The following is a 12,416-nucleotide window of genomic DNA, read 5'->3' on the forward strand; positions in this document are numbered from 1 at the left end:
CCACGATGTATACCCCAAGGCCTCCTGCGGAGATCATCCTTTTGACCGATATGGCGCTCGTCATCCGGACGTATAGTATTCCCACAGAGTGAAGAGACGCGGGCAGCAGGCTGGAAAAGCACTGGTATGGTTGATCGGATGTGCAGCCATGCCTGCTCTTCATGCTCTCGATCCACACCAGGACCTGGGGCATTATGGCTATCAATCCTGGCAGGTGGACAGCGGACTACCGCAGAACACCGTACATGCTGTTGCCCAGACGCACGATGGCTACATGTGGTTCGCCACCGAAGGCGGACTCGTGCGCTTCGACTCTATCCAGTTTCGGGTTATTACAAGCAGCACAACCCCGGCCCTGAAAAGCGATGTGGTTTACTCCCTCACTGAAGACAAGACGGGATCGCTATGGGTTGGGACATCCCGTGGCGTGGTCCGCTATCGCGACCGGCACTTTGAAGCAGTAAGCGGAATCGAACACGCTGCCTGGTCTATATTCGCCGACAGCAGAAATCGCGTGTGGGCTCTGTCCTCGGATGGATTGAAGCGCCTCGACGGCAATCGCTTCGTCGATGTGCAGGGCGCGCAGGGTTTGAGTGAGGACAGCACGCTGCTCGAAGGCAGGGACGGATCGATCTGGATCGGAACACCTTCGGGCCTCGCGGTCTCTCGAGAGGGGAAAAGCTTTCAGCCGGTATCGACACAGGCAGGGATACAGGGCCTGGCTCAGGAACCGAACGGCGGTGTGTGGGCCGGAACCCGCAATGGTCTTGAATCGTGCTCCGTCACTGGGTGCAATGCTTTCGTGCTCCCCGATCGACCGTCTGCGCCGCCCGACGTAACAGCTCTCGCACAATCTCCAGATGGAGCACTTTGGATTGGAACCTCCAGTGGGCTGCTGCGCTTCGATGGACGGCACACACAGCAATTTTCCACCGGCGACGGACTGCCCTCCGACGCAGTGCAGATTCTCAGGGTCGATCGCGAAGGAACACTCTGGATAGGAACCAACGCAGGGCTCGCAAGATTCGCTGAAGGAAGAATCGAATCGTTTACGCCGAAAGAGGGCCTGTCGAGCAATCAACTTCTCGCTATCAGCGAGGATCGTGAAGGCAACCTGTGGCTGGGCACCGAATCGGGAGGTGTCGACATCCTGAGGGATCGGGCCTTCTCTACATACACAGTGCAGGATGGTATCTCTGACGATTACATCCGCGTGATTTATCAGGACAGTAAAGGCACTGTGTGGCTCGGCACGAACGGTGGGGGACTGAACCGTTTCGATGGCAGGAGATTCACGGCGATGACAACAGCCGATGGCCTGTCCAGCAATATCATCCTGTCGATTACGAGCGGCCCTGGTGGCGATCTGTGGGTCGGTACTCCCGATGGCCTCAACCAGCTACATCAGGGCAAGGTAAAGGTCTACACGTCTGCTGACGGCCTTGCGGACGATTTTGTCCGTTCGCTCTCATTCGATCACTCAGGCGCCCTCTGGATCGGCACGCGGCGTGGGCTGTCGCGCCTGGAGGAAGGACAGTTCACTTCCTACAGCTCGCTCGACGGGCTGGGCAGCGATCTCGTCGGAGCGCTGCTCGAAGCGCATGACGGTTCGCTGTGGGCAGGAACGCTGGGCGGTCTTACTCACATCGAACACGGAAAATTTCATAACTACGCGATGACCGATGGGCTGTCGAATAACGTCATCACGGCGTTGCACGAAGATCCGGACGGCACGCTCTGGATCGGCACAAATGGCGGAAGCCTGAATCGCCTCCGCAACGGCCGATTCGCCACGATCGCAAAAGACAACCCATTGCCGCCAAGTATCTATAGCATTCTCGATGGAGGCCGTGGCGATCTTTGGATGAGCTCAAACCATGGCATCTTTCGCGTCAACAAAGACGACCTGAATCACGTGTTTGACCGGCCACGCACTCCGCTATCCGTCTCTTCTTATGGAACCGATGATGGCATGCGTGTCACCGAGGCAGGCAGCGGAGGACATCCCGCAGCCTGGCGGCTGCAGGATGGAAGCCTGTGGTTCGCAACATTGAAAGGCGCAAGCACCGTGAACCCCGCCCACCTGCCATCGAACACTATTCCCCCGCTGGCGGCGATCGAAGGCTTCAGCGTCGATGACCGCGAGCTTCGACTCGAACAGTCTCCAGGTGGACAAATCGAAGTTCCGGCGGGAGGGCGGCGGTTCGTCATCAACTACGCTGGACTGAGTTTTGTCGCACCGCAGAAGGTGCGCTTTCGCTACCGGCTGGATGGATTCGATCACCAGTGGATGGACGGCAGCAGCCTGCGCACGGCGTACTACACCAACCTTCCGCCAGGCCGTTATATCTTTCACGTCATGGTGGCAAATAACGATGGTGTCTGGAGCGCAGTGCCTGCTTCTGTTTCATTCCGTCTGAAGCCGTATTTCTACCAGACGCTGTGGTTTTATTTTGCTGTTGGACTCGGCGTCGTTCTTCTTGGTGTGGCAGGGTATCGCTGGCGTGTCCGTCATGTAGAGTCGCGCTTCAACGCCGTGCTTGCGGAGAGAAATCGTATTGCGCGCGAGATCCATGACACGCTCGCGCAGGGGTTTGTCGCAGTGTCCGTACAGCTGCAGATCGTTGGCCGCCTGCTTGGCTCATCGACTGAAGCAGCACAGACACACCTTTCGCAGGCGCAGGAACTGGTGAAGAGCGGACTCGAAGATGCTCGTAGAGCAATCTGGGAGCTGCGTTCGCAAGGCCCTGCCGAACAGGACCTGGCGACACGATTGAAGCAAGTCGCGGAGCGCGTAACAGCAGGCAGTTCCATCAGGAGCACCGTCGAGGCGCGCGGGACGTACCATCCGCTGAACGAAAGAGTAGAAAGCGAACTGTTGCGCATCGCCCAGGAGGCCGTGACCAATGTCGTGAGGCATGCGCAGGCAGGTCACGTGAGAATTCGGCTCGACTACGAAACGAATCGCACGCGCATGGCGGTCGAAGATGACGGTGTAGGGTTCAGAGAAGATGCGCCTTCAGCCATAGACGGACATTTTGGCATCACGGGCATGAAGGAACGTGCCCGCAACCTCGGCGGAGAACTCTCCGTAACGGGCGGCAACGGCGGCGGCACGCGCGTGACAGTGGAACTGCCCGGAGCAGAATAGGAGCAAGTATGGAGACGATCAAAATCCTGGTGGTGGACGATCACAATGTCGTGAGACAAGGGCTGGTCGCGCTGCTCAACACCATGGCAGACCTGCGCGTGGTGGGCGAAGCATCCGACGGACAGGAAGCCATCACATTGCATCGCCAGCTCAAGCCGGATGTGACATTGATGGATCTGCGGCTACCGAAGCTGAGCGGCGCCGATGCCATCACCCAGATTCGCCGCGAAACCCCTGCGGCGCGCATCATTGTGCTGACCACATTCGACGGCGACGAAGATATCTTTCGCGCCCTGCAGGCGGGCGCAAAGGGATACCTGCTGAAAGGCATGGACATTGACGAATTAACAGCGGCCATTCGCGCTGTACATGCCGGAAAATCGCGTATTCCCGCGACGGTAGCAGAGAAGCTTGCAGAGCGAATGGGCGGCCCGGCGCTGACCACACGTGAGATTGAAGTGCTGCAACGCATTGTTGCCGGACGGAGCAACAAGGAGATATCGAGCGATCTCTGCATCTCCGAAGCAACAGTGAAGACTCACATCAACAGCCTGTTGAGCAAGCTGGGCGTGAGCGATCGCACACAGGCTGCCACAACCGCGCTGCAGCGTGGCATCGTCCACCTGGAGTAACGATGAAAAAGAAGCTCTTATCCCTCATGGCATTCTGTGCGGTTCTCTTCTGCTTTCTGCCTGTTAGCCAAGGCCTCGCGTTCGCAGCATCGTGGCGCGCTGCCAATGAGAGCGAACTCAGGACGGTACTGCCGGCGCGCGCGCCCGTTCTGCAGGAGCGTATCGAGACCGAGATGCGAACTGCCTCGGGCATCACTGACGGCAATGGGCGATTTGTCGCCGGCATCGTCCTGATCACTGCAGGCTATTCAGCCGACGGCAAGTACTCGCACTATTTCGTTTCGCAGGTTCCGTTGAAGATCGGCGGCTCATCACTCAAGGCAGGCGAATACGTCATCGGCTGGCAACATATCGAGGACGGCCTCAGCGTAAAGTTTTACGAATCCTCAACAGGTAAAGAGGTAGCCACCGTCGAGGCAAGGTTAAGTCCACAGGTGACCCGTGTCGAGTCGTTTCGTGTCTGGCCGCCATCGGAGCGAGGCATCATGCAGATCGGCCGCTTCAGCTTTCCTTACCAGATCGTCGAATGAATACTGCTGCCGCGGCCATCAAGGCTGCGGCAGCACATACACCTCGACGCCCGAGGCCGATTTCTCCGCATGATAGATCGTCTCGGTCGCAGCCTTGAAATCGGAAGGCTTCGCGTTCGGAATATCCGTGAACGTCTGCGGGTTGCGATCGACCAGCGGGAACCAGCTGCTCTGCACCTGCACCATGATGCGGTGCCCTTTGCGGAAGGTATGGTTCAGATCCGCCATGGTGAAGTTGACCTCGGCCATCCTGCCGGGAGTGAACGCCTCGGGCTTCTCCCAGCTGTTGCGGAACTTTCCGCGCATCGGCTCGCCGCGCAGCAGTTGCTGATAACCACCCATCTGCAGCTCAGGCGTATCGATCACATGCTTACCGACTTCCGGTGTCGTCTCCGGATTCGGAAAGTCATTCGGATACACATCGATCAGCTTCACGACGAAGTCGGAGTCGGTTCCGGTTGTCGAGACCCAGAGTCTCGGAGAGACAGGTCCGGCAATCGTGACATCGTCGTTCAGCGGATCGGTCTCATACACCAGCACGTCTGGCCGGGTCGCGGCAAAGCGCTGATCATCCACCATGTAGCGTTGTGGCACCGTGTTGGTTACATATCCCACGAACGGAACCGGGTGCGCGGGGTCGCTTACATATGAGTCTGAACCTTCATTGCTGGCAGGCTGCTCGAATGTCAGCTTGCCGCCGGTGCGAAAGTAGAGCATCTTGGCTTTGGCCTGCTGCGGAGGCCACGCATCATAGGTGCGCCAAACGTTCGTTCCCGTCTCGAAGACATCCGCATGCGGCGCAGGCTTGCCCTTGTCCTTCAGGTAGTACTCGAAGAATGGAAACTGGATATTCTGGCGGAAGTACTCACCGGTCTTCGCATTAAAGCTCACATCTCCAAGATGATCGCCATCGCTGCGTGCCCAGCCGCCATGCACCCACGGCCCTTCGACGATGGTGTCGACTGTGCCGGGATTCCGCTGCTTAATCGAGTGATAGATGCTCATCGGGCCAACCAGATCTTCGGCATCGAACCAGCCACCCACCACCATGACGGCGCAATGCACATTGTTCATGTGCTGCGCGAGATCGCGGACCTTCCAGTAGTCATCGTAGGTGTCGTGATACATCTGGTCGTTGTAGAGCGGATTCGTACCGCGCAGATACACCTTGTCCAGGTTTCCGATGGGCCCCGCCTGCATGTAGAACTCGTATGTGTTCGGCGTACCCATATCGAATGGCACCGCCGGTACAGGCGGGGTCGGCGTATCCTGCGGCGTGAAGAATGTATAGAAGCTGAAGTTCGCATCGAGCATGAATGCTCCGCCATGGTACGTATCGTCGCCCATAAACAGGTTCGTCATAGGTGCCTGCGGCGAAGCGGCCTTCAGCGCGGGATGTGAATCGATGATGCTCGCCGAGGTGTAGAAGCCGGGATAAGAGATGCCCCAGATGCCCACACGTCCGTTGTTGTTCGGCACATGCTTCAGCAGGAACTCGATCGTGTCGTACATATCCGAGCTGTCATCGACGTCTTTCGGAGATGTTTTATGGTCGATGTGCGGCCGCATCTCGACGAACGTTCCTTCTGACATGAAGCGTCCACGAACATCCTGGTAGACGAAGATGTATCCAGCCTTTTCGAACTCATCCGATGGCCCAAGGGCCTTCGCGTACTGGTCTTCACCATAGGGAGCCACGCTGTAAGGCGTGCGATTCATCAGGAAGGGATAGCTCTGCGAGGCATCCTTCGGCACATACACCTGGGTGAAAAGATGAACCCCGTCACGCATCGGGATGCGGTACTCGTACTTGGTGTAGTGAGCCTTGACGTAATCTTCCTGCGCGGCTTCAGCATGGGCACTGAAACAGGCAGTTACGAAAACGATCGACAAGAGGATGAGACGGCCCAGGCGGCGGAGCTTCATGGAGAGGCCTTTCGAGATATATCAGCTATGTTCTTGCAGGGACTTATTGATTGTTTTTAGAGCGAAAGCGATTGGCAAGCAGAAACTCTTCGCGCAACTCGGGCGTCTTCAGATTTTCGCGGAGATGCGCGAGCCTCTGCTCAAGCGCAAGCAACGATGCCGCAATCGCATCGGTGTTGGTATACGCGATATCGCGCCACATCGAGAAGGGACTCGAGCCGAGGCGCGTCATCTCGCGCAAAGCACGGCCGCCGATGGGGATGACCTCGTCCTTCGACCCAAATTCGTCTTCGAGCAATGCCGTGAATGCCGTCGAAATGAACTGCGGTAGATGACTCACCCATGCACACAGCATGTCGTGCCGCGCCGGCTCGAGATCGAGCACACGGCAGCCGAACTTCAGCGGCCACTCTCGCCACTCGTCCGCGATCTCTCGTGATGCCGTCTCCATCGCATACGACTCCGGGGTTTCGGTGAAAAGCCATGCCGCGTCCTTGAAGAGATCGGCATCCGCGTTCGCGGCGCCGCCAACTTCCTTGCCTGCCATGGGGTGACCACCAAGAAACCCTGCGCGGCCTTCGAGGTTGTAGAACCTTGCCGCCTGCTCGACCAGCGCGCCTTTCACGCTGCCCACATCCGTGACCAGTTGTCCCGGCTTCAACTCGGGGCCGAGACGCTCCAGCCATTCGAGGATCGTAAAAACAGGGCCACCCAGCAGAATGAGATCACTCTGCTTCGCTGCGGAGATGGGATCTGAGACCGCTTCGTGAATCGCGCCGCGTTCCTGTGCGGTAGCGGCTTGCTGGGGATTGGGGTCCCAGCCGGAGATGTGTCCGGAAAAACCATGTTCGCGGAGCGCCATCCCGGTCGAGGCTCCGATGAGCCCCGTTCCCAGGATGGCGATTCGCTGTATAGCCATAATTAGGCGACGGGGACCGCTGCCGGTTCGGCGATGGTGCGGCTCACTGCCGGAGCAATGATCCGCAGCTCGTCCATGAGCTTGGAGAACTGCTCAGGAAAGAGCGACTGCGCGCCGTCAGAAACAGCCTTTTCCGGGTTGGGGTGAACTTCGATGATCAGCCCGTCCGCGCCTGCTGCAACTGACGCGCGCGCCATCGCCGGAACCATATCGCGGCGGCCGGTGCCGTGCGAAGGATCGGCAATGATGGGCAGATGCGACAGGTGCTTGATCACCGGGATCGCCGAGATATCCATCGTGTTGCGCGTGTACGTCTCGTAGGTGCGGATGCCGCGCTCGCAGAGCATGAGATCGTAGTTGCCGCCGGCAAGAATGTACTCGGCCGAGAGCAACAGCTCTTCGATCGTGGCCGCGATGCCGCGCTTGAGCAGGATCGGCTTGCGCACCTGGCCAAGTTCACGAAGCAGGTTGAAGTTCTGCATGTTGCGCGCGCCCACCTGGAAGCAATCGATGTAGGGCAGCATCACTTCGATCTGCGAGATTTCCATCACCTCGGTAATGATGAGCAGCCCGGTCTCGTCGCCAACCTCGCGCAAGAGCTTCAGGCCTTCGAGGCCCATGCCCTGGAAGGAGTAGGGCGAACTGCGGGGCTTGAAGGCGCCTCCACGAAGAAACTTCGCTCCGGCGGCCTTCACCTGATTTGCGGAAAGAAAGATCTGCTCGCGGCTTTCTACCGAGCAGGGACCGGCCATCACCACCACTTCGTCTCCGCCAATCTTCACGCCGTTAGGAAAGGTAACGATGGTGCCTCCGGGACGGAAGTTGCGCCCGGCAAGTTTGTACGGCGACGAGATGCGGATGACTTCGGCAACTCCGCCGAGCAATTCAAAGTCCTTGTGATCGAACTGTCCGGGACGGCCTACGCCTGCGAGGATGGTCTGCACGGCGCCGGTGGTGCGATGAACATTGAAGCCGACTTCCACCATCCGCGCTACAACATGCTGGATCTGTTCGTCGGTTGCATTTTCCTGCATTGCTACGATCATTGCTTTCTATCCTGTTCCTGCGCAGTCTCGCGCGGTAAAACCTAGCTCCCTGTCGTCGTGTTATTGCCTGATGCAAGTTCGTCCCGCTGCAGAGCCCGCATCACGTCGATGATGCGCTCATAGATATGAACCAGTTCAATATCCGGCAGCGGCCCCTTGTTGGCGGCACGTACTCTCTCAAAGATCACACGTTCACGATTCGGTTCATAGACGGGCATGGAGGTGGAGCGTTTCAACTGGCCAATCGCCTTGGCGGCAACGGCGCGCTCACTGAGCAGTGCCACGATCTGAAGGTCAAGTTCGTCGATTTTCAGTCGCCAGTCTGCGATTTCCATGCCTACTCCTTTGCGGCGCACACCAATGGCAGCCGCGGTCGATAGTTTCCGTCGATGAGCCGTGGAATTTAGCGGGCCTGCAAAGCCGGTTGGCGCAGGCCCTTGATAAATCGCGCGATGGAGCTGGGTGCTTCCTGCGGCTCAGACCTCTCGATGATCGCCACGATAGCGCTGCCGATGACCGCAGCATCCGCGAACTCACCTACCGCGGCAAAATGGTCGGCGTTCGAAACGCCAAAACCCACCGCGATGGGCAGATCGGTGTAACGGCGGAGACGTTCGACGAGCTGGCTTGCATCCGAGGCAAGGGCGCTCTGCGTTCCAGTGATGCCTACGCGGGAGATAGCGTAGACGAATCCGCCCGATACCGCGGCAATCTGCTTCAGACGCTCATCCGGACTGGTGGGAGCTGCGAGGAAGATGGGCGCCAGTTCGTAGCGGCGCAGCATTTCGAGATACTCGTCTGCTTCCTCGACGATCATGTCCGTCACCAGCACGCCGTCTACACCTGCCTGCTGCGCAGCCGAGCAGAAGCGCTCCAGGCCGTAACGCAGAATCGGATTGTAGTAGCTGAAGATGACCAGTCCGGCCTGCGGACGCTCTGCGCGCAGTAGCGCAGCCAGGGAGAGAACGTCGCTCAGCTTCGTTCCGCCCTTTACAGCCCGCTCGCTGGCACGCTGAATAACGGGACCATCGGCCAGCGGATCGCTGAATGGAACGCCCAGCTCAATCACATCCGCGCCCGCGTCAATTGCGGCGATGGCGATTTCGCGCGTAGTAGGTAGGTCGGGGTCACCAGCGGTGAGGTACGCTACCAGACCTGGCTTGCCGGCAAAACGGATCGGCATCGAACGACTTACGCTCCCTTGAGATTCAGCTCACGCGACAGGATACCCATATCCTTGTCGCCACGGCCAGATAAGTTGACTACTAGTATGTCATGGCGATCCATCGTGGGGGCAATCCGAATTGCCTCAGCAATGGCATGGGCGCTTTCCAGTGCAGGCAGAATACCTTCCGTCCTGGCCAGCGTCACGGTCGCATCGAGCGCAGACTTATCTGTCGCAGATACATATTCGGCCCGTCCGGAATCGTGCAATGCCGCGTGCTCCGGCCCGACCGAGGCGTAATCCAGCCCGGCGGAGACGGAATGAGTGAGGCAGATCTGTCCGTCTTCGTCCTGCAGAACGTAGGAATAGGTGCCCTGCAGTACTCCCGGAACGCCTCCCTGGAAACGGGCCGCATGCTCACCAAGGCCCATGCCACGACCGCCGGCTTCCACGCCGATGAGGCGGACGTTCGCATCGGGAATGAACTCGTAAAAAGCGCCGATAGCGTTCGATCCGCCACCAACGCAGGCGACGATCGCATTCGGCAGACGGCCTTCCTGGTCGAGGATCTGCTTGCGGGCTTCACGGCTGATCACACGCTGGAAGTCGCGAACCATTATCGGATAAGGATGCGCGCCAAGTACGCTGCCGAGCAGGTAGTGCGTAGTGCGGACGTTCGTGACCCAGTCGCGCATCGCCTCGTTGATGGCATCCTTGAGGGTCTTCGATCCCGAGCTGACGCCGCGAACCTCGGCGCCGAGCAGGCGCATGCGCAGGACGTTGAGCTCCTGGCGGCGCATGTCCTCTTCGCCCATGTAGACGACGCATTCCATGCCCAGCAGGGCGCAGACCGTAGCCGTCGCCACGCCGTGCTGTCCGGCGCCGGTTTCGGCAATGATGCGCCGCTTGCCCATGCGCTGAGCCAGCAGGCCCTGGCCGATGCAGTTGTTGATCTTGTGCGCGCCAGTGTGGAGCAGATCTTCACGCTTCAGGTAGATCTTCGCTCCGCCGAGCGACTCCGATAGGCGCTTCGCATGATAAAGGGGCGTCGGACGCCCCACATAATCGCGGAGAAGCGCATCCACCTGCGCCTGGAATTCGGGGTCGGCCTGCGCCTTCGCGTACGCGGCTTCCAGTTCTTCGAGTGCCGCCATAAGAGTTTCCGGCACATAACGGCCACCGTAGGCGCCAAAGCGCCCAACTGCCGCTTTTTCAGGAGATTCGGTCATCGTAGCCATGTCTCAATCCTTATTGTTGCACTGCGGAGAATATCTAAGCTTCCACTCGTTCCGCTATTTCCATCCGGTGTGCTGCGCTGCGCGCATTCTCGACGAATGCTCTGATCTTTTCTGGGCTTTTCCGGCCGGGTGATTCTTCGACACCGGTCACAACATCGACGCCCCACGGATGCAGCGTTTCGATCGCCTCCGCGACGTTCTCGGGATTCAATCCGCCCGCAGCCACCAACCGCAAACCAGATCCTGACCGGAAACCGCTCTGCGCCTCCCGCCAGTTAAAGGTGACACCGGTTCCACCCAGCAGCTTCCCGACACGGGAATCGACCAGCACGGCATCGATCGCCGGATCGGCTGCTGCTTCTACCTGGGTCTTCAGATCGCTGCCGAAGTGCACCACCTGGATCAGCCGCAGATTTTCCCAACCAAGGCGGCCGGCAAAGTGAGCCTGGAGGCGCGATGCCAGCGCCGGATCTCCTCCGCTATGCAACTGGATGCCGGTGACGCCGCTCTCCTCGACCGCTTTCACGATCTCGTCGAAGCTGAAATTCGCAAATACACCGATCGTCTCAACCGGCCTGCTCAGGCCCTGAAGAATCGCCCGGACCTGTAGGGCATTTACCTGCCGCTTGCTCTCCGCGAAAACAAACCCCAGCGCATCCGCACCCGCATCGAGCGCCAACTGCGCGTCAGCGAGGTTTGTATTCCCGCAGATCTTGACCCACACGGCTACACCCGCTCCGCAGTCGTAGCGAGAAGCGTCCGCAGCGCTGCACCGGGATCCGGTTGCCGCATCAGGGATTCCCCAATCAGGAAAGCATCGAAACCCGCCTCGCGAAGAGTCTCAATATGCTCAGGCGTATGGATGCCGCTCTCTGCAACCTTTACAGCCGTGGCAGGCATGCGGTCTACCAGGTCGAATGAGGTTTGGAGGCTGACCTCGAAGGTGCTGAGGTTGCGATTATTGACGCCGTAAGCGTCGCAGCCAAGATCTCTGGCGCGCTCTAGCTCTTCCGCTGTGTGAACTTCGCATAGGACGTCCAGCTCATGACGGTGCGCAGCATCGGTGAAAGCGCGCAACTCCGTGTCATCCAGGGCCGCGACGATCAGAAGAATCGCGTCCGCGGAGTGCGCCCGTGCTTCGAGGATCTGGAATTCATCGACAATGAAATCCTTGCGAAGGCAAGGTATGCCCGATACTTCAGACGCGATCTCCAGATTGCGCAGGCTGCCCTGGAAGTAAGGCTCGTCGGTGAGGACTGACAGCGTGGTAGCGCCAGCATCTCTGAGCAGCTTCGCCAGGATCTCGGGGTCGAACTCAGAGCGGATAAGCCCTTTAGATGGAGAGGCTTTCTTCAGCTCGGCGATAATCGCCGGGCCGCTTTTCGCCTGTTCCGACAGGCTGCGGGCGAAACCGCGTGGGAGATGACGGGCGGCCATCCGTTCCAGCTCACCGTAGTCGGCATGCTGCTTACGCTGCGCGACTGCCGCCCGGGTCGTCTCCAAAATGCGTTCCAGATGCACGAAAAGCTCCTGGAACCAGTATATCGGGTTGCGTTCAGGCCTGGCCGGCCGGTGTGAAGCCGTCGCAGCCACTCATCGGAGTAACTTTCAAATGCAATCCTGAGTGCTTGGGATGACCACAGTTATCCAGCAGCTCCGGCGGTGCGGTCTTGCTGGTGTGGATGCTAACGAGTACCTGATCCGACGATCCCTTTTCTTCTCCGAAATGGGAGCAAAGGCCGCACTGTCCATTGTGTAAAGCAATCATCGTGAATCCTCCGTTACTGGTAGGATTGCCGCCCTACCAGG

Annotated in this window: 11 protein-coding genes; 3 read left to right on the forward strand and 8 right to left on the reverse strand. The window is 59.0% G+C overall.

Translation table 11 applies throughout. The features are described 5' to 3' along the window. The first annotated feature begins 148 nt into the window (after positions 1 to 148). Genes LJD29_RS06220 through LJD29_RS06230 form a run of 3 tightly spaced genes read left to right on the forward strand, consistent with a single transcriptional unit; the run spans position 149 to position 4,313 of the window. On the forward strand, positions 149 to 3,151 hold the full coding sequence (locus tag LJD29_RS06220; protein WP_446744887.1) for a sensor histidine kinase: 3,003 nt from the start codon (positions 149 to 151) through the stop codon (positions 3,149 to 3,151). 8 nt (positions 3,152 to 3,159) lie between these two features. Continuing rightward, on the forward strand, positions 3,160 to 3,783 hold the full coding sequence (locus LJD29_RS06225) for a response regulator (RefSeq protein WP_446744888.1): 624 nt from the start codon (positions 3,160 to 3,162) through the stop codon (positions 3,781 to 3,783). Between the two features lie 2 nt (positions 3,784 to 3,785). Continuing rightward, positions 3,786 to 4,313 (forward strand): hypothetical protein, encoded by a 528-nt coding sequence (locus LJD29_RS06230; RefSeq protein ID WP_446744889.1) that lies wholly within the window; start codon positions 3,786 to 3,788, stop codon positions 4,311 to 4,313. Between the two features lie 18 nt (positions 4,314 to 4,331). Here LJD29_RS06230 and LJD29_RS06235 read toward each other — a convergent pair whose 3' ends face one another. From LJD29_RS06235 to trpC, 8 genes are all read right to left on the reverse strand, one after another. After that, a complete protein-coding gene (locus LJD29_RS06235; RefSeq protein WP_446744890.1) occupies positions 4,332 to 6,239 on the reverse strand; it encodes a CocE/NonD family hydrolase in 1,908 nt (635 codons plus the stop codon). A gap of 43 nt (positions 6,240 to 6,282) precedes the next feature. Then, positions 6,283 to 7,158, reverse strand: a complete 876-nt coding sequence (locus LJD29_RS06240) for a prephenate dehydrogenase (protein WP_446744891.1) — start codon at positions 7,156 to 7,158, stop codon at positions 6,283 to 6,285. A 2-nt stretch (positions 7,159 to 7,160) separates the two neighbouring features. Next, positions 7,161 to 8,204, reverse strand: a complete 1,044-nt coding sequence (gene aroF / locus LJD29_RS06245) for a 3-deoxy-7-phosphoheptulonate synthase (RefSeq protein WP_446744892.1) — start codon at positions 8,202 to 8,204, stop codon at positions 7,161 to 7,163. 41 nt (positions 8,205 to 8,245) lie between these two features. Then, entirely contained in the window at positions 8,246 to 8,539 is a 294-nt protein-coding gene (locus tag LJD29_RS06250) for a chorismate mutase (protein ID WP_446744893.1), read from the reverse strand. Between the two features lie 68 nt (positions 8,540 to 8,607). Beyond that, positions 8,608 to 9,387 carry a tryptophan synthase subunit alpha gene (gene trpA, locus LJD29_RS06255; protein ID WP_446744894.1) on the reverse strand — a complete coding sequence of 260 codons (780 nt, stop codon included), beginning with the start codon at positions 9,385 to 9,387 and terminating at the stop codon, positions 8,608 to 8,610. A gap of 8 nt (positions 9,388 to 9,395) precedes the next feature. Then, positions 9,396 to 10,607 carry a tryptophan synthase subunit beta gene (gene trpB / locus LJD29_RS06260; protein WP_446744895.1) on the reverse strand — a complete coding sequence of 404 codons (1,212 nt, stop codon included), beginning with the start codon at positions 10,605 to 10,607 and terminating at the stop codon, positions 9,396 to 9,398. Between the two features lie 34 nt (positions 10,608 to 10,641). Beyond that, on the reverse strand, positions 10,642 to 11,331 hold the full coding sequence (locus LJD29_RS06265; protein ID WP_446744896.1) for a phosphoribosylanthranilate isomerase: 690 nt from the start codon (positions 11,329 to 11,331) through the stop codon (positions 10,642 to 10,644). A gap of 2 nt (positions 11,332 to 11,333) precedes the next feature. Next, complete coding sequence (gene trpC, locus LJD29_RS06270) at positions 11,334 to 12,128, reverse strand: indole-3-glycerol phosphate synthase TrpC (RefSeq protein WP_446744897.1); 795 nt, start codon at positions 12,126 to 12,128, stop codon at positions 11,334 to 11,336. Positions 12,129 to 12,416 lie beyond the last annotated feature (288 nt).

Origin of the sequence: Silvibacterium acidisoli (assembly GCA_022870745.1) — a bacterium.
GTDB lineage: Bacteria > Acidobacteriota > Terriglobia > Terriglobales > Acidobacteriaceae > Silvibacterium.